The 16,911-nt window shown below is 34.5% G+C and carries 19 protein-coding genes and 3 pseudogenes; 16 read left to right on the top strand and 6 right to left on the bottom strand.

Annotated elements, in window-relative coordinates; translation table 11 throughout:
- The 5 genes and pseudogenes from AB3210_RS02765 to AB3210_RS02745 all read left to right on the top strand — a co-directional run.
- Entirely contained in the window at window positions 1-195 is a 195-nt protein-coding gene (locus AB3210_RS02765) for a hypothetical protein (protein ID WP_096097256.1), read from the top strand.
- Window positions 192-1,610, top strand: coding sequence for a hypothetical protein (locus tag AB3210_RS02760; protein WP_230609199.1), 1,419 nt, complete (start codon window positions 192-194; stop codon window positions 1,608-1,610). The genes AB3210_RS02765 and AB3210_RS02760 overlap by 4 nt, the downstream gene beginning before the upstream one ends.
- 15 nt (window positions 1,611-1,625) lie before the next feature.
- Complete coding sequence (locus AB3210_RS02755) at window positions 1,626-2,177, top strand: hypothetical protein (protein WP_230609198.1); 552 nt, start codon at window positions 1,626-1,628, stop codon at window positions 2,175-2,177.
- Window positions 2,170-3,351 carry a phage tail sheath subtilisin-like domain-containing protein gene (locus tag AB3210_RS02750; protein ID WP_230609280.1) on the top strand — a complete coding sequence of 394 codons (1,182 nt, stop codon included), beginning with the start codon at window positions 2,170-2,172 and terminating at the stop codon, window positions 3,349-3,351. The genes AB3210_RS02755 and AB3210_RS02750 overlap by 8 nt, the downstream gene beginning before the upstream one ends.
- Window positions 3,352-3,368: 17 nt before the next feature.
- Window positions 3,369-3,518, top strand: a pseudogene (locus tag AB3210_RS02745) (phage major tail tube protein); the annotation flags it as partial.
- Window positions 3,519-3,524: 6 nt separating this feature from the next.
- Here AB3210_RS02745 and AB3210_RS02740 read toward each other — a convergent pair.
- The gene (locus tag AB3210_RS02740) at window positions 3,525-4,937 is read right to left on the bottom strand and encodes an IS4-like element ISWosp2 family transposase (RefSeq protein ID WP_214303148.1); all 1,413 of its coding nucleotides are present in this window, start codon (window positions 4,935-4,937) and stop codon (window positions 3,525-3,527) included.
- A 75-nt stretch (window positions 4,938-5,012) separates the two neighbouring features.
- Here AB3210_RS02740 and AB3210_RS02735 point away from each other — a divergent pair.
- From AB3210_RS02735 to AB3210_RS02690, 10 genes and pseudogenes are all read left to right on the top strand, one after another.
- A pseudogene (locus AB3210_RS02735) lies at window positions 5,013-5,384 on the top strand (phage major tail tube protein); the annotation flags it as partial.
- A 61-nt stretch (window positions 5,385-5,445) separates the two neighbouring features.
- Window positions 5,446-5,646 carry a hypothetical protein gene (locus tag AB3210_RS02730; protein ID WP_007303020.1) on the top strand — a complete coding sequence of 67 codons (201 nt, stop codon included), beginning with the start codon at window positions 5,446-5,448 and terminating at the stop codon, window positions 5,644-5,646.
- Window positions 5,630-5,875, top strand: a complete 246-nt coding sequence (locus AB3210_RS02725) for a type II toxin-antitoxin system RelE family toxin (RefSeq protein WP_230609196.1) — start codon at window positions 5,630-5,632, stop codon at window positions 5,873-5,875. Before AB3210_RS02730 ends, AB3210_RS02725 begins: the two co-directional genes overlap by 17 nt.
- A 111-nt stretch (window positions 5,876-5,986) precedes the next feature.
- The gene (locus AB3210_RS02720) at window positions 5,987-6,244 is read left to right on the top strand and encodes a phage tail assembly protein (protein WP_230609194.1); all 258 of its coding nucleotides are present in this window, start codon (window positions 5,987-5,989) and stop codon (window positions 6,242-6,244) included.
- Window positions 6,245-6,353: 109 nt separating this feature from the next.
- Window positions 6,354-8,651, top strand: coding sequence for a phage tail tape measure protein (locus tag AB3210_RS02715; RefSeq protein ID WP_230609192.1), 2,298 nt, complete (start codon window positions 6,354-6,356; stop codon window positions 8,649-8,651).
- Window positions 8,652-8,680: 29 nt separating this feature from the next.
- Entirely contained in the window at window positions 8,681-9,028 is a 348-nt protein-coding gene (locus AB3210_RS02710) for a phage tail protein (protein WP_230609191.1), read from the top strand.
- Window positions 9,025-9,234, top strand: a complete 210-nt coding sequence (locus tag AB3210_RS02705; protein WP_064085527.1) for a tail protein X — start codon at window positions 9,025-9,027, stop codon at window positions 9,232-9,234. The genes AB3210_RS02710 and AB3210_RS02705 overlap by 4 nt, the downstream gene beginning before the upstream one ends.
- Window positions 9,235-10,185 (top strand): contractile injection system protein, VgrG/Pvc8 family, encoded by a 951-nt coding sequence (locus AB3210_RS02700; RefSeq protein ID WP_230609189.1) that lies wholly within the window; start codon window positions 9,235-9,237, stop codon window positions 10,183-10,185. It begins immediately after the preceding gene.
- A 33-nt stretch (window positions 10,186-10,218) separates the two neighbouring features.
- Window positions 10,219-10,749 carry an ankyrin repeat domain-containing protein gene (locus AB3210_RS02695; protein WP_230609188.1) on the top strand — a complete coding sequence of 177 codons (531 nt, stop codon included), beginning with the start codon at window positions 10,219-10,221 and terminating at the stop codon, window positions 10,747-10,749.
- A gap of 66 nt (window positions 10,750-10,815) precedes the next feature.
- Window positions 10,816-11,025: a hypothetical protein gene (locus AB3210_RS02690; protein ID WP_264374793.1), complete on the top strand. Its 210-nt coding sequence runs from the start codon at window positions 10,816-10,818 to the stop codon at window positions 11,023-11,025.
- On the opposite strand, the gene AB3210_RS02685 is transcribed toward AB3210_RS02690, so the two are convergent.
- Window positions 11,026-11,547 (bottom strand): phospholipase D family protein, encoded by a 522-nt coding sequence (locus tag AB3210_RS02685; protein WP_264374794.1) that lies wholly within the window; start codon window positions 11,545-11,547, stop codon window positions 11,026-11,028.
- Here AB3210_RS02685 and AB3210_RS02680 point away from each other — a divergent pair.
- Window positions 11,546-12,463: a patatin-like phospholipase family protein gene (locus AB3210_RS02680; RefSeq protein ID WP_264690053.1), complete on the top strand. Its 918-nt coding sequence runs from the start codon at window positions 11,546-11,548 to the stop codon at window positions 12,461-12,463. The genes AB3210_RS02685 and AB3210_RS02680 overlap by 2 nt on opposite strands.
- Before the next feature lie 92 nt (window positions 12,464-12,555).
- Here the strand turns inward: AB3210_RS02680 and AB3210_RS02675 are convergent, their stop codons facing one another.
- From AB3210_RS02675 to AB3210_RS02660, 4 genes and pseudogenes are all read right to left on the bottom strand, one after another.
- Window positions 12,556-13,449, bottom strand: coding sequence for a helix-turn-helix domain-containing protein (locus tag AB3210_RS02675; RefSeq protein WP_141456913.1), 894 nt, complete (start codon window positions 13,447-13,449; stop codon window positions 12,556-12,558).
- Between the two features lie 49 nt (window positions 13,450-13,498).
- A complete protein-coding gene (locus AB3210_RS02670) occupies window positions 13,499-14,404 on the bottom strand; it encodes a helix-turn-helix domain-containing protein (RefSeq protein WP_230609185.1) in 906 nt (301 codons plus the stop codon).
- A 79-nt stretch (window positions 14,405-14,483) separates the two neighbouring features.
- Window positions 14,484-14,945: pseudogene (locus AB3210_RS02665) on the bottom strand (hypothetical protein); the annotation flags it as partial.
- 92 nt (window positions 14,946-15,037) lie between these two features.
- Window positions 15,038-16,732: a reverse transcriptase domain-containing protein gene (locus AB3210_RS02660; RefSeq protein ID WP_264690052.1), complete on the bottom strand. Its 1,695-nt coding sequence runs from the start codon at window positions 16,730-16,732 to the stop codon at window positions 15,038-15,040.
- Window positions 16,733-16,911 lie beyond the last annotated feature (179 nt).

Below are 16,911 nucleotides of genomic sequence, written 5' to 3'. Positions count from 1 at the left end.
ATGTCAGATGATAAAACAAGTAGAGGATACTCTTTGCCTCATCCAGAAAACATTGCTGTGCAAGATGTTGTTCGTATCCGTACCACAATTAAGAAAATAGATGCAGATATTACCGAAAGAGAAGATGAGCATAATCAACTTAAGAGTAATTTTGAGCGGTTTAATTTTGAGACTTTTTTAGATTTTTGGAAATGAAAGAAGCAATATACCAAAGGATAAAGGATTTAGCAGCAAACAGCACACCTGATCAACTGGCATATCTTGCAAAATCGCTGGAATTGATAGCAGATAAAAAAGCTATTGCTGACATTGTGCAGATGACTGAGATAAAAGAGATAATTGATGCACTACAAAAGAGGCTTAAGGATTTAGCAGCAAACAGTACACCAGATCAATTAGCATATCTTGCTAAAGCATTGGAATCAATAGTCGACAAAAGTGCAGTTTCTGAAATTGTACAGATGACTGATGGTAAGCTAAAAGAACTTCTTGATAGTGCAAAAAAACACTTAACTGATCTGGATAATAAAAAAGCTAGTTCTTTAGCAGTGATCTCTGAATCAGAGAAGCAGTTATTAAAGAGAATTGATGAAAAAGGAACAACAAATTTATCGCTACTTGATACGAGAAAGAATGCCAATATTGAAGCAATAAATAGCATTAGTAATAGTCATAAAGATGGTCTTAAAGGTTTAGTAGAAGATTTTCGTGCTGTTAATAATGTACCACCTGGCTCATCAATTATAGGAGAAATAGAAACTCGAATTGAAAACATCTCTAATGAGGTAAAAACTCGGGATGAACAGTTAAAAGTGTCTCTTATAAATGAAATAAGAAAGCGCAACATGGTTGAACCAGGGTCATTACCTTTCTTATTTGGTGTACTTGGCAGAAAAAATAATTATTTTGGCCACGGAACTTTTACGACAGAGCTTGGAAAGTGGAGTAGTGATATAACAAAAACTGACTATATGTTACAACTACTAGCAGGTAGCCATACGTACAATACAGATTACGTTAGTTTTTATCGGCCAAGACAACTAAGTTTTATAGAGGGAAGTAAAGGAACATTTATTTACGGAGAGTTATGCACAAAAAGTTTTTCTGGTAGTTATGATGAGATATACTATTACCCGTATGCTGCACTTGGAGTAGTATTTGTAAAAAATACAACCAATGTGAACATAAATAAGACAATGGAATTTGTTGGATCATCTTATTCTAGTACGGAGTATGGGGGAGCAGGATTATTTGTGGGAACTCCTGATAACACTAATTCTAATAAATCAAGTATTTCAAAAATAGTATGGAAAAATGTTTACCAATACACGAGTTCTGATAGCAAGTTAGCCGGATCTGGTAATGTGGAGATTCCAGCAGGAAAAACAGTTGCAATATTACTTTACACATCGTCTTATTTATATTCCAGAACAAAAGTTAGTGAAGGTGTGCTCTCAGGTAATGTATATACCTATGGTCAATTTATCCAGTGGGGAATTTATAACATACGTAGCAATTTTCTCACCACAGGACTTGAGGTGGACGTAGAGAGAACGCTAAGAGCTTGGCAATGTCCAGGATTAGATGCCACCCACAAAATTTGGAATTAAAAACGGAGAAAACCAATGCCAATTTATATTAGATTTGAACATAACAAACAAGTAGAAACAACAACGCTTGAAAGTAAGCCAACTGGAAATGATTGGTATGAAGCGCCAAAGAATTTCGACTGGCAAAAGAGTTATCAGTTAACAGAAGGAGGAGAAATTGCTCAGCGGAGTCAAGAAGATATTGAATTGGAGTTACTACAAAATGCGAAGTTTTCTGCACTTTCTAATCTTCGTGCTTATTATGATAACTATACTAACGAATACGCTGGAAATTCTTACCAAAAAGCTAAATCGTATCAAATACAAGAAAAAGCCGCAAAAAGCATTCTAGCAGACCAAGATGAAAAAGATGTAGAAATTATAGAGCCTTTAGCAAAAGTACGTGGTATTACAGTTATTGAAATGGCAAAAATAATTGAGGAAAAGGCAAAAAAAGCAGTAAAAGCAATAATTAAATGTGAAGAGCTTGAAGATTTAGCCAAGAGAAAAATTGAAGAAGCCAAGAGTGAAAATGAGCTACAGACTTTGCTCGATGATTTCAGGAAAAAAATACAAAGAAATGGCTGAAGAATTTTTACACGGCGTAAATGTTATAGAGGTTACCTCAGGGACAAGATCAGTACGTACAGCTAAATCATCAGTGATAGGTGTAATTGGTACTGCTCCTGAAGCAGATGGGCAAAAATTTCCACTGAATAAACCAGTGTTAATTGCAGGAAGCTTGAAGGAAGCAGCAAAGCTTGGAAAGAGTGGCAGTTTACCTTCTGCAATAAACGGAATATTTTCCCAAATTGGTGCAACAATAGTAGTAATTAGAGTTGAAGAAAGTGAAAACAGCGATCCAAAATTAAAAGAAGAAGAGACGCTGAAAAATATAATTGGCGGTGTTGATAAAGAGACTGGAGAGTATCAAGGGATAGAGGCATTCCTCAGTAGTGAAAGCATAGTTCATGTTGCGCCAAGAATACTAATTGCACCTCAGTTTACTCATCAATTATCTGGAGATGCTGGAAATCCAGTGGTTAGCGCTTTAATTCCTATAGCAGAAAAGCTAAGAGCAATAATAGTAGCAGATGGATCAAATACCAATGATGAAGAAGTAATAAAATGGAGAAAAAGTGTAGGCAGCTCAAGAGTGTACGTAGTTGATCCTTGGGTTAAGGTATTTATTGAAGGAAAAGAAGAAATTTTGCCAGTAAGCCCATTTGTAGCTGGTTTAATAGCGAAAGTAGATAGTGAGCAAGGATTTTGGCATTCACCTTCAAACAAAGAGATAAATGGTATTGTTGGAACAAGCAGGCCTATTGATTTTACGCTCGGTAATACAAATTGTAGAGCAAACCACTTGAATGAAAATGAAGTAACAACGATAATTCATCAAAATGGCTATAGGCTTTGGGGAAATAGAACATGTTCAGATGATTCAAAATGGGCTTTTCTATCAGTGAGAAGAACTGCAGATTTAATCAACGATAGTCTGCTGCGAGCTCATCTATGGGCAGTTGATCGCAATATTACCAAAACTTATATAGATGATGTGATTGAGGGGGTGAATTCTTATTTGGCCAATTTAAAAGCACAAGGAGCTATTATTAGCGGAAAATGTTATGCAACACCAGAACTCAATACACCAACAAACATTGCAAGTGGAAAAGTATACTTTGACTTTGAGTTTACACCACCATATCCGGCAGAACAGGTTACTTTCAGGTCACACCTTGTGAGTGGCGTAATATTGTAAAAAGGAGAGAAAGAGAGATGTTACCAAAGATCCTAAAGAATTTTAACGTATTCGTTGATGGTCGAGGTTATGCTGGTCGTATCGATGAAATTAGCCTACCAAAACTTGCGATAAAAACTGAAGAATATCGCGCAGGTGGAATGGATATACCAGTCAGCATTGACATCTTACTATTACCCACAAATATAAAGTTCGTGAGCAAGTCGCCATCCTTCTGCTAGATCAAAGAGACGTCTCCATCCTTTCCAAATAGTAATGGGGCCTGGTTCTAGATCATTTTTTCTAGCCAAATGTCCTCCAAGTTGAGCAATCCATGAAACAGCTTCTTTTATAGTAGGAGTTGCATTTGAACATGGTTTTCTATGTATTTTTACATATAGAACTTTCCATTCTTCTTCGGCTAATAAGGTAGTACACGGTAATGTTGGATCAGTTCTTGCAATTGTTGTAATAAAGAAAATTCTCCAAGCAATAATACTCATTACTGTTAAATATCGCATCAACCTTTCTGCTGTTCCAAGCCTACATTCTTCAACTTTGAGACCAGATTTTAAAATTTTATGTAATATTTCTATTTTCCATCTAAGACAATACCACCTAACTTTTTCAACAGCTTCATCAAAGGTATTGACTGGAAGATTTGTTAAAAGCATCCACTCTAGCGGATTTGTTTCAGAAGGAAAGTCTTTTTCAACAACGTAAACTGCATAGTGTGGTAATTTAAGTAATTCTTCTGTCTTATGCCTAATACTATTCTTAGATGGATGCATAATAAACTTTCCGAATCTAACTTCCAAATGTGCTGTTCTTTTTGGCTTATTATCTTTTGCAGGAACTTCAACTTTTACCGTACCTGCACAATGAGAGGATTTAATAAATTCCCATAACTTCTGCTCACCTTTTTCAGGATATCGAGATTTTCTATTTACTGCCCTATCTTTGGAAGCTCTAACTAACACTGCCGAATTAAGATTATATGCAAGCTCAAAAAACTCATATATATCTGCTTCTCTATCGCATATGGTTATAGTCTCAGTTTGAGTTGAATCAATAATGTTGTTTGTGTTGCTTAAAGTTTCTAACCATTTTATACTCTCTTTATCTTCAATGCGGATACTGTCATTGTTCTTTTTTTTTATGTTTTCAGATTCTTCAGGTCTTGAATAAATTTTTTGATCTAGTATCCCTAGTACCAAACCTTCTATACTAACAGCTAGAGCTGTATGCATTATAATACCTTGACTATGTTTTCTTGTAATAACTCCCAATCCACTTGTTTTTTCATGGTCTGTGTATGAAATATAACTTGTATCTTGGATCACAAAAATTTTTTTATGGGCTTTTGTTCTTTCAACTGTTTTAGCAACGTGTGAAGCTAGAATATCGCCTTCTTTCACGTTCTCATTTTGAAAAAAACGATATGCTGCTTTTGCTTCTGACCAACTTCCACACGCCTGATTGATTGAGCTTTCAGGTAAACTTGTAAAACTATCAGCAATATTTACTAATCGGTCAGTTAACCTTTTATCTCCAAGTACAGCATCTCCAAATTCATTTTCAGCCCATTCATTATTCCTGTTTGCCATTTTTTACCCTCAATGTTTGCAAACTTTAATGTTGTAATACTTTATTTTTATGTCCATTTATATTTGTGGGTAATAGTAAGCATTGACATGGGCATGGAGAAATTAGAAGCAGAGCTCACTTTTTCTGAATATGACTCTGAGCTCTTTAGGCTTTTCGGTTTGATAGATGGGAATTCAGTAGCTTTGACACTCAGAGGTGGAATGCAAGGGAGTGGTAGTAACGATATTGAAGCTGTAGTAATCAATCTCAGGGGAATATTCAAAGAATTTGATTTTGGTAGCTGGAAACCTGCTGAAAAAGCCACTCTCAAATGCACTGTAGCTGCCCATTATTATAAACTTACGATAGGTGGTAATGAACTGATAGAGATCGACGCTGAAAATATGATTAGAAAGATAAATGGCGTTGATCAAATGGCCTTTCTGCAAACGATTCTAGGGATCTAATATGGTTGACAAAATTACATAAAAATGTTAAAATATAAGAAGTTGTAGGTATATAGTTAATATGGATTCTAAAGCTCATACAAATTCCATAGAGCAGCTAACTGGTTTACTTGTTAGTGTAGCACAATCTCAAGACAAGTCCGTTTTAAAGTTATTAACTGAATTAATGGAAGAAGAAATTGAAGATATGGAATTATCTAAGATTGCTGACGAACGCTATAAAGAAAAGAGGGTTAAACATCAAGATGCCTTCTGGGATTAAGCCTTACAATATAGACTATTCAGAATCTGTTATAAAGAAAGACATTCCGGCTCTTCCAGCAAAAGTAAAGTTAATGATTAAGAAGGCAATAATGGAGCGTCTAACAGTTGATCCAATTGGACTTGGAAAGCCATTAAAGCACAACTTAAGTGGGCAACGTAGTCTACGGGTGAGGTATACTTTATTACATAGATGCGCCAGAGCATACAGTAGTTATTACTTCAATTGAACATAGGAAAGATTCTTATCAAAGCTAACCCTATTTATAGCACCATACAAAGAAATTAGTTATGTAAAAGCCGATATAGACTTTTATTTAATTAACTTTTTAAGGAGGAACATGCAAGCTATAACACTTAATAACCCAATAACAGTTGATGGAATTTCTGTTTCAGAACTTACCATTAGACGTCCAAAAGTTAGAGACTATTTGGTAATAGAACGCCTTAATGGTAGTGACCTAAATAAGGAAGTAACTTTGACTGCCAATTTGACATCAGTTGCAAAAGAAGCGATTGAAGAGTTAGATATTGCTGATTATGTAAAAGTGCAAGAGGTATTAAAAGATTTTTTTTCACCAATTATCCAAAAAACTTGAGGTCAGAAGTAACCGAGCTCAGTTCTATTATTGGTAGTGGAATTGAGCCTTTGCTTGATATGGAAATTAACGAATTTATCTTATGGCATGAAGCAGCGAGGAAGGTACAATGTCAACGTTATCTATAAAAATCGGAGCAGTCTTAGATGGCAGTTTTAATACTGTAATAAAAGGAAGTAGTAGTCAACTTACTCATCTTGGTGAGAATATAAGAAAGCTTGACTCATCTTTAAAATCAGTATCAAAGTTTAAGCAGTTGGGTCATGATGTTTTGACTAGCAAGAGGTCATGGAAAGGTTTTGAGGATCAAGTAAAATCTTTAGCTAAACAAATGAAAGCGATAGAGAAACCAAGCAAAACTTTAAAAGCTGAGTTTGATAAAGCTAAATTTTCTGCAACAAAAGCAAAAGAGGCATACTTAAGGAAGAGAGATGCTTTGCATTCATTCAATGAGGAAGTAAGAAAAAGTGGAAGAAATATTAAGTCATTAGTAAGTGATCAATATAAACTTGGTTCTTCTATTGAAGTACTAAAAGGTAAGTATGGTAAGCTTGGGTCTGCAATACGTAGTCACCAAAGTTTTTTAGCAAGCAAAGCACATTTTAAGTCACAAATTATAGAGACTATTGGGCTAGGGCTAACGCTTGCAGCTCCAGTTAAAGTTGCGATTGACTTTGAAAGTGCTATGGCTGATGTTAAGAAGGTAGTAAAGTTTGATAATAAAAAAGATGAAGTAACTAAATTTGCTGAAGGGTTAAAGGAAATGTCAAGAACAATACCATTATCAGCCGCAGAATTAGCACAAATAGCTGCAAGCGGTGGTCAACTTGGTATCAAGAAAGAAGATCTTTTTAAGTTTACAGAAACAGTAGCAAAAATGTCTACAGCATTTGATATGTCTGCAGAGCAAGCAGGTGATTCCATAGCTAAACTTTCTAACGTCTATGGAATTGATGTTAGTGAAATGGAGCATGTTGGTAATGTAATCAACCACTTATCAGATAACACTGCTGCTAAAGCAAAAGATATGGTTGAAGCTCTAGCAACAGTTGGTGGTACTGCAAAGCAGTTTGGATTAAAGTTTGAACAAACAAGCAGCTTAGTAAATGCTTTTATTAGTTTAGGTAAACAACCAGCAAAAGCTGCAACTGCTATAAATGCACTGCTTAGCAAACTTCAAACTGCTGAAGGTCAAGGAAAAGAATTCAAAGCAGCACTAGAAGAAATGGGCATAACCGCGGAAGAAATGGTACAAAGGATCAGTGAAAGCGGAGAAGAAGCACTACTTCACTTTTTTCAAACTCTAAAGAAAATGGATAATCAGGAGCGTTCTACAATCCTGATGAAACTTTTCGGTCAGGAATATCAAGATGATATTGCATTATTAGCTGGAAGTTTTAATAAGTATGAGGATGCAATAAAGTTACTGGCTAATACAGAAAAGTACGGAAGCTCTCTGCAAGAAGAATTCAAAAATCGTGCAGACACTACAGCTAATAAATTACAATTACTTAAAAATGCAATAGTTGAAGCTGGCATGAATCTAGGGTCAGTAATGTTACCTACCTTGAATTATGTAGCTGGAAGTTTGAAAACAATAACAGAGCATATAGCTTCTTTTGCAGAAAAATATCCAACTTTAACCACGACGATCATGGGTACTGTAGCAGCTTTGATAAGTTTAAAAATTGCAGCAGTAGGACTAGGATACGGATTTACATTGCTAGGAAGTACGATTTTTGGTCTGAAAGCAAACCTACTTGGAGTATTTTCATTTTTATCAGCTACAGTTTTTCCTGCAGTAGTAACAGGACTAAGAGCAATAACGCTTGCTGTAATGAGTAATCCTATAGGGCTTTTAATTGCTGGACTTGTTACTGGCGCAGCTCTTGTTATCACTAACTGGCAAAAGGTGAAAGACTTTTTCTTTAGCTTTTGGAAATCGATAATAAAACCCATAGAAGAAACTTTTTCATGGATAGGGGAAAGTGTATTTGGAAAAGTATTAGGGAATAGCCCACTGAAAGAGTTTGAAAAAAGAAAAACTGAAGTAAAAGCAGTACATAGTCCCCTAAAGAGTAATATTCTCAACAGTGGAAATCCTTTGCTAAGTAACAGTATAATTAAAGAATTTTCCAAGAGAAATCAGAATAATTTCAGAATCAAAAGCCTTATTGAGGAGAAAAAGTTTACAGAGAGCGATAATGATAAGATATTTGCAGATTTTGGAAGGAGTAAATTTGAAAATAAAGAACAAAATAAAACTCAGAACATCACTAATAATTACACTATCAGCATTAAAGCAGAGCCAAATCAAGATGTTCGTAGTCTTGCAGATGAAGTAATAAAAAGGATAAGAGAAAAATCACGTGATGCTTTATTTGATACAGTAGAGACGTTTTATTGATCAACTATGTTTTTTAAAATTTTTTATTTGTGTTATCTCTTGGTCCATATAAATTTACTCCGATAAGTTTGAAGTATAGTAAAGAAAATCGTTGGAGTGTAATTGAATGTATCGATAAAATGCCGTCACTACAAAATATTGGTCGAGGAGTGGAAAATGTAGATATAGAAGGAGTTATTTACCTTAATATTCTCAACAGAGTAAATCAATTAAAGAATATGAAAGAAGCTGAAAAACCGCATGTTTTAGTAGATAGTCTAGGTAATATTTTAGGACAATTCGTAATTACTAGGTTAGAAGAAAAGCAGATGTATTTTTTACCTAATGGACTACCAAGAAAAGTTGAATTTAGTTTGAGTTTGAAGAGCTATAGATGACTATATATTACTTAACTAAAGAAGGAGAAATGCTAGATCTGATTTGCTGGAAACATTATGGATTTACCGATGGAATAGTGGAGGAAGTATTGCTTAAAAATCCAGGCCTTGCAGAACATGGAAGTTTTTTACCGGTAGGACTAAAAATTAAATTGCCTGTAACAGAAAAACCTCTACAAAAGTCAAAATTAAAAGTATGGGAATAAATGCAGCCAGATTTTATAATAGATAAATGTGAATCAATTAAAGATAGAGTTATATCATTGCGCCTTACAGATGAATCTGGGACAATAGACGACGTAGTTGAAGTGTGTGTTAATTACAGAGATGAAAACTTAAATATTCCGAATGAATTGAATATTTCTTTAGGGTACAGGGAAACCGGAGTGATGCCTATGGGTATATATACAGTTAATGAGATTACGGTGCAGAACCCACCAAAGACTTTACTCATAAAAGCTCATGCAACAAATTTGAAATTATCATTAAAGGAAAAAATATCCAAAGAATGGAATCAAATTACTCTAGGTAACTTGGTTAAGGAAATAGCAGAAAAGCATGGATATGGGTACAGAGTTGCAGAAGAGTTTGAAAATGTGTTGATTCCATATATTAACCAAATAGAAGAAAGTGATATAAGTTTATTAACAAAAATAGCAATAGAATACGGAGCAATGGCAAAACTAGCTGGCGGATATATACTCTTTATTCCCAAAGGCAAAGCAAAGTCGGCAACTGGAAAAGCTTTAGGAACAACAGCTATTAGACCTCAAGACACAATAAATTGGAAAGTGCACTTTACAGTGAGCAGGTACACCTCGGTAATTGCGAAATGGCATAGCTATGAAAAAGGTGAAACTATGTCAGAAACAGCTGGCACTGGTAGTCCAAGTTATACTATACAAACGCTTTACTCTAATGTAGAATCAGCAATCAGTGCAGCAAATGCTAAGTTAAAACAACTAAAGCAAAATAATGCAGTATTGGATATCACTATGCCTGGTAATCCAGAACTATTTGCAGAGGCGAAACTTAGCTTATTAGAATTTCATCAAGACATAGATGGTGAATGGGTAATCGACAGAGCAGAACATGTGTTAGATAGTTCAGGTTATCGCACTGTGTTATCAGCATCAACGTTAAAGAAAAATCAGTAAAACAAATGTTTAATATTGAAAAAGGTATTGAATATGAATAGAGACTCAAGAAATAAGCTACATTTTTGGTGGTTTATAGTAACAGTAGTATGTGTTATTATTACTTATTGCTATATGAAAGCAAAAGCTACAGATAATTATAAAACAATATTACAAATTGCATCTGAAAATTGTAACTTAGAGATTGTTAAATTCTCAGTAGAAAATTTGTTAGATACTAGCGTACAGATTAATAAGTTAACAGCATTACATCATGCATCTGATTCTGGGTGTCTAAGAATTGTTGAGTTTTTAGTGAAAGAAAAAGCAAATATAAATGCTACAGGTGGGTATATGGGATGGACAGCTTTGCACCATGCAGCAGATAAGGGACATTTGGAAATCGTTGAGTTTTTACTAAGCAAAGGAGCAAATCCTACAGCTACAGCCCAAGACGGAAGAAGACCTAGAAATATGGCTGTAGTGGAATCGCGACACAATAAAAATAACAAACATTACGATAAAATCATAAAGCTACTTGCTAAAGCAGAGGATCAATACGAATCAACAAAAAGTAATCACTAAAGCTGTAAGTTTTCTATGATCTCTATATAAATCCTCAAACTATCCATAACAAGTTAATATTTTCACATGAAAAAGCAAAAAATCCCAATTACGGTAATTATTACCATATTAATCCAAACCGTAGCAATCATATGGTGGTTATCCAAGCTAGACTCAAGGGTACAATTTCACGATAAACTTATTGAATATGGTTTAATGGAAAAAGTATTAGTACTTGAGGAAAGGGTAAAAAATCTTTCTGAGGAATTGGATGAGCTTAAAGCTGATTTAAAGTAATTATTCTTCTACTTTTGGTGTATAAGGATCAGATTGAGATTGACGATCCTTCCAGTTTTCGATGTATTGCTCAACTAATGTAGGGTCTCCTGTTATAATCAGTAGATTCTCAGCGTTTTTTTTCTGCGCGGCGTCAGAGAAATTGAAAGATCCAGTTATGATTTTTTGCTCATCAATAATCATAATTTTACTGTGTGAAATTGCAGGTTTATAGTCTATGTATATTGGGATTTTTTGATGAAACAGTTCATTAATAACACTATACTTTGAGCTAACTTGCGATTCGTCGAGAATAACCATGACATCAACTCCACGCTTTTTAGCTTGAACTAAGGATTCAGCAATAGGCTTTGAGGTAAATTGGTATGCCTGAACCAACACGGATTTTTTAGCATGATCCACGGAATCAATTATTAGGTTGGTGCAATTTTCTCTAGGAGTGAAACATACAGTAGTACTTGGACAAGAAACACAACCTGATAAAAGCAAACAAGTCAAAAAAATCAATAAATATCTAAACATGGCCAAATATATTCTTTCAGTTGACGGTGGAGGCATAAGGGGCATCATACCAGCCATTATACTAGCAGAAATAGAAAAAAGAACAAGAAGAACTATAGCTGAAATCTTTGATCTTATAGCAGGTACTTCAACCGGTGGAATTGTTGTAGCGGGATTATGTAGAAAAGATGAACGAGGAAATCCCCAATATTCAGCCAATGATTTAGTTGAGCTTTACCAAGAGTACGGAGCATATATTTTTAAGTCTTCATTTTTTAGGAGATCAATATTATCTTGGTTTAACTGCGCACAATACCCACATAAAAATATTGAATCTGTACTGGATAAATATTTTGGAGAGGATATTCTAAAAAACACATTAAGTAAGGTACTGATAACAAGTTATGATATTCACAATAATCGTCCATTTTTCTTTAAAAGCTGGAAAGAAGGTAATATTAAGCTGAAAGATGCACTCAGAGCTGCAACGGCTGCACCTACTTATTTCATGCCAAAACATCTCAAAATTAACCAGATAAAAAGAGTATTAGTGGATGGTGGGGTGTTTGCCAATAATCCAGCGGCTTGTGCATATGCAAGTGGTAAGAGGTTATTTCCAAATGATGATATTCTACTGTTATCAATAGGTACTGGAAGAAGAGATAGAAGCATAGCTAATTCAAGGAGATTTGGAAAGATAGGTTGGATAAAACCTCTGTTGAACGTAATGTTTGCCTCAAGTTTAGATGCAGTAAATTACCAACTTGATCAAGTTATAGCTGATAAATATATACGTATACAATCGCAACTAAAAATAGCATCACCTGACATGGATAATATTACATCAAAAAATATCAAATCTCTTCAGCAAGAAGCAAATGCAATAATAGAGGAAAATCAAAAAGTAGTCGATAAATTCTGTGATGTTTTATCTTGATACGTAGAAATGCCAAAAAAATTCTGCAGAGCTAAATAAGGGTTTAGAATAGATAATATATTAACCATTTTTACTTATATCTTAAACACAATTCAATTTTCACACTCATCGGCAGTTAGGCCACTTGCTCGCACAATAATATCAATAGCAACACCTTCCTTTGCTAGATTTTTTGCAACCTTGATCCTTTCTGTTTTTTTAACTTTTTCCTTGCCACTTTTCATATCTTCAGATAGAGATTTGACTAATGATTCTTGTTCTCCGTACTCATCCATTAAACTCAATAGCTTTTTGCTTTCTCTTGTTTTAGGCAGCAGAACTTTAATATTCACTGATAATTCCCCTGCTATTTCATATAATTTATCAAATGATATTTCAGTATATCCTTTTTCATATTCGTGTATTTCCTTGAGTGTTACACCAACTTTATCCGCCAAATCTTTTTGAGTATACCTTCTTATCAATCTCCATTCTCTTATTCTTTGCCCTACTCTGTAATATATAGAATCAGTGCAGATTTCTCTCTCTGTATTATCATACTCGTAAATAGATAAGCCGGTTGCTTGGGAAATTATGTCAACTGAAACTCCTTCTTTAACTAGATTTTTTGCTACTTCTAATCTTGCCTCCTCTTGATTGATTTTCTCGCTAATATGAACAAACCTGATTAATGAAGGTACTATTTTGCCTAACTTTTGATTCTCGTATATTTTCGTTAGATAGAGTATTTCCTCGTCTTCATAGCTGTCTTCCCTTACTATTACTGGTTCAGGTAATAAATCTACAACGTCAACTGATAATACTCTTGCTATTATATATAGTACTTCAATTGGAATAGGAATATACCCATCTTCATAGCTGTTTACTTCTTGGTATGTTAAACCTATTTGACTTGCTAATCCTATTTGAGTATGCCCTCGCATTAACCTACAATTTTCTATTCTTTGCCCTATTCCGTAACTAACATTGCTTGCAGAAACAAACATTTATCCTCCATTTAAGAAAAAAACTTTATTGCTATAATTTTTTTACGAGCTATCCATCTAAAACCATATCAATAGATAAACCTACCGCTTGCAAAATAGTATCAATAGAAATTCCACCTTTTACTAGATCCTTTGCAACTTTAATCCTTTCTATCTCTCTCACTTTCCCCTCACAAATACGTATCCCTTCAAACAAAGATTTTATTAGTGCATGACGTAGTTCTTGGCTCTCAATTTCTTTGTATTCTTTAATCAAATTCGGTAGCTCATTTTCCACTTTACTACCTTCATCTTCCTCTGTTAGTAGATCTGTAATACTAATCGATAATGTTTCTGCTATCTCATATAATTTTCCCAGTGGAGTAGCTACGCGTCCTTGTTCATAGTTGCTTATTTCGTCACGTGTTGTACTCATTTTCTCCGCTAAATCCTTTTGAGTATACTCTCTCACTAGTCTCCATTCCTTTATCTTTTTGCCTATTTGGTAGTAGATAGAACCAACTTTTTCTTCAACACATTCATCAGCAGACAGACCAATTGTTTTTGCAACAATATCAACAGAAACTCCTGCTTTAACCAGACTCTTTGCAATTTTTATTTTTTCCGATTTTCTACTACTTTTCTCACTAACTTGGACAAATTTGGTTAGCAAACAAAACATCTTACGTAACTCCTGATCGTTAATCTTTTTATATTCTCTTACTAGATTTAATATTTCTTCTTCATCTTCAAGACAGCTTTTTGATACAGGAATAAGATCCGTAATACTGATTGATAGTGCCTCAGTTATAGCATACAACCTTTCAATTGGAACTCTACGATTCCCTTTCTCATATTGCAATATCACCCAGTATTTTACACCAATTTTCTCTGCTAAATCTTTCTGAGTGTACCCTCGCTCTAACCTCCAACTTTTTAATTTTTCTCCCACTTTATAATCTAGACTTTTTTCCACAAAAAGAACCTTGCATATAATATTTTCTATTATAGCTCAAAGGCTCCAGATATAATAGCCAGACTCTGGAACCTTTAAATTAAAGTGCCCTACAAGTTTCTTTACTATTTTCACGTACTTTGTCTGCCCATGAAAACAATTTTTCACTTACTTCCTTCTGCTTTTCACTCCATATGCCACATCTAGTGAAATTACCTTTCTCTACTGCTTCTTTAACTTTCATTCTACCAAAAAGGCAGTTTTTTCCAATTTCTTCGCCTCTTTTTTGTAACTCAGCCCACATTTCCTTATTTTCTACTCTCACTTGCACCTGATCTGCCTCTTGGTACAATATAATATTTAGCTTACCAATGCTTGTAGGAAATTCTAACATGATAGAGCTGCCATCTGAAATATCGGTATAGTTTCTTATACCTCCCTTCTCACTTTTAACTTCAACTGCATCATTACCAATTTTTAAGATATTACTTCCTAACTTTCTGTTTGCTTCCAGTATTTTGGCTACCTCTACCTTACTATTCCCAGAAAATTCTATATAGTTATCTAAGTGGGAAAAGTCGCCTCTCCCCACTCGACTTCAGAATCGTACGTGAGACTTTCGCCTCATACGGCTCCTCTATAATTTGGTGCTTGTCATGCACACTTTCTATGTAATTCATCGTGACAATGTCCATGTAACAAGGATAAATTCTTTTTCATATTATTACGTCTGTTTCGGTCAATATGATGTGTTTCTAAGATATCATCATTTTTAAACCAAAGTTGACAATGACCACATTTACCTTGTTGTAACTTCAACAATTTTATTACTCTTGGTAGTTTATCTAGTATCTTCCTTAAACGATTACCCCAATAAACCCAATCGCCATCATATGGAGACTTGGTTCCTTTCACTTTGACATGCCTTTTAATAGCATGATCTCCGTGCTTAATAAGAAGAACTTTGTTATTTGTCATAAATCGCCAATTATCGTTTTTATACTTTTTAAAGTATTTATTTTTAATCCAGTATTTTCCTTTGGTTGGGTGCCTGTAGACTGCCCACTTCCAGATGTTTCTAAACATTACACTGTCAATAAACCTAAAGGTCTTGTTTGACACAACCGAAGAATAATATTTGCTCCACCCTCTAGTAATTGGGTTAAGCTGTCTTATTACTGTTTCTTGTGTTGATCCTCTTAATCCTCTAATCTTATGTTTTATAGTGAGTGTATGCTGTTTTCTGGATTCACGACTTGGTTTGACTAATAATTTATAACCCCTCTTATTATTTTTCGTAGAGTAATGCCTTATTGAGAAACCAAGAAAATTAAATCCTGGCTTTTCTCCATTTTGAGTATGAGAAATCTTTGTTTTTGAAGGTTTCAATTCTAGTCCAATGGTTTTGAGCCATTCTTCAACTATCATTTTTGCCTTCAGAATGATTTCCTTACTCTCATGTATGATGATAAAGTCATCTGCGTAGAAAATTACACTTAATGAGCTTTTTGCTTCTCTACTGCTTGCAACACCACATTTCATCTTCCTATATTGAAGAAGTTCACTCCATAACGTTTCTTTGATATATTGTTCTAATCCATTTAATGCAACACAAGCAAGTAACGGTGAGATCGTCCCTCCTTGAATTGTACCACGTTTTGTGGATTCAAATTTTCTGTTTTCCATTACTCCAGCTCTTAACCATCCTTTTATAATTCTTCTAAAGGTTGGTGTAGTGTTAAGTTTTTCCAACAGAGCATTTTGATTAATATTATCAAAACATCCAGAAATATCAGCATCTAAAAAGTACGCTGTTTTCCAATTCAGTGAATTAAATATGGCTTCAATAGCATCATGACATGACCTACCAGGTCTAAAACCATACATGTTCGGTTCAAATCCTACCTCCCACTCTGGCTCTAGTGCCATTTTCATAAGTGTTTCTTTTGCCCTATCTGAGATAGTAAGTATACCAAGAGGGCGATATTCTATTGGTTTTCCAGGTTTTGGAATCCAAACACGTTTTGATGGTTTCGCTTTTTCTCTAACATTTAAAGAATATGCTAATTGCAATCTTTCTTTATGATTAAGATTTGCTTTTCCATCAATACCTGCAGTTTTCTTCCCTCTGTTATCTTGAGTTACTTTTCTGACAGCAAGTAGTTTTGCACTTATTGAATTGAGTAATAATCTTTGAAGTTTATGTACCTTCTTCTTATCATTACATATTGCAGCTTGGTAAATTCGCTTTTGTAGCTTAAATACAAATTTCTCAACTTTACGCCAAGGAATTGTATTCCATTCATACCTAACAAATTGTTGGTCTATAACATATTTACTACTATTCACAACTTTACCCTCCAAATTATAGTGTCCACGTCTGCATATCCCAAATATTACTTTGGGCATTAGCTTCTTGGACAATCCCTCCAATGTAAGTGCTTATGGCTGGCTGCCTACTTACATTCAAATGAATATAAGAGCACCTATATGGTTATCCCGTTTCACGATTTTGTTTCGTGTTAGAC

The organism is Wolbachia endosymbiont (group B) of Scrobipalpa ocellatella, assembly GCF_964188425.1.
Classification (GTDB): Bacteria; Pseudomonadota; Alphaproteobacteria; order Rickettsiales; family Anaplasmataceae; genus Wolbachia.
The sequence above is the reverse complement of the archived record's forward strand: the minus strand, read 5'-3'. Positions and strand labels throughout refer to the sequence as shown.

Bases quoted from the DNA above. Each gene is read 5' to 3' on its own strand.
- AB3210_RS02695 (WP_230609188.1), top strand. From the start codon at position 10,219: ATGAATAGAGACTCAAGAAATAAGCTACATTTTTGGTGGTTTATAGTA.
- AB3210_RS02750 (WP_230609280.1), top strand. From the start codon at position 2,170: ATGGCTGAAGAATTTTTACACGGCGTAAATGTTATAGAGGTTACCTCA.
- AB3210_RS02725 (WP_230609196.1), top strand. From the start codon at position 5,630: ATGCCTTCTGGGATTAAGCCTTACAATATAGACTATTCAGAATCTGTT.
- AB3210_RS02675 (WP_141456913.1), bottom strand. From the start codon at position 13,449: ATGTTTGTTTCTGCAAGCAATGTTAGTTACGGAATAGGGCAAAGAATA.
- AB3210_RS02740 (WP_214303148.1), bottom strand. From the start codon at position 4,937: ATGGCAAACAGGAATAATGAATGGGCTGAAAATGAATTTGGAGATGCT.
- AB3210_RS02730 (WP_007303020.1), top strand. From the start codon at position 5,446: ATGGATTCTAAAGCTCATACAAATTCCATAGAGCAGCTAACTGGTTTA.
- AB3210_RS02690 (WP_264374793.1), top strand. From the start codon at position 10,816: ATGAAAAAGCAAAAAATCCCAATTACGGTAATTATTACCATATTAATC.
- AB3210_RS02680 (WP_264690053.1), top strand. From the start codon at position 11,546: ATGGCCAAATATATTCTTTCAGTTGACGGTGGAGGCATAAGGGGCATC.
- AB3210_RS02760 (WP_230609199.1), top strand. From the start codon at position 192: ATGAAAGAAGCAATATACCAAAGGATAAAGGATTTAGCAGCAAACAGC.
- AB3210_RS02685 (WP_264374794.1), bottom strand. From the start codon at position 11,547: ATGTTTAGATATTTATTGATTTTTTTGACTTGTTTGCTTTTATCAGGT.
- AB3210_RS02755 (WP_230609198.1), top strand. From the start codon at position 1,626: ATGCCAATTTATATTAGATTTGAACATAACAAACAAGTAGAAACAACA.
- AB3210_RS02715 (WP_230609192.1), top strand. From the start codon at position 6,354: ATGTCAACGTTATCTATAAAAATCGGAGCAGTCTTAGATGGCAGTTTT.
- AB3210_RS02765 (WP_096097256.1), top strand. From the start codon at position 1: ATGTCAGATGATAAAACAAGTAGAGGATACTCTTTGCCTCATCCAGAA.
- AB3210_RS02700 (WP_230609189.1), top strand. From the start codon at position 9,235: ATGCAGCCAGATTTTATAATAGATAAATGTGAATCAATTAAAGATAGA.
- AB3210_RS02720 (WP_230609194.1), top strand. From the start codon at position 5,987: ATGCAAGCTATAACACTTAATAACCCAATAACAGTTGATGGAATTTCT.
- AB3210_RS02705 (WP_064085527.1), top strand. From the start codon at position 9,025: ATGACTATATATTACTTAACTAAAGAAGGAGAAATGCTAGATCTGATT.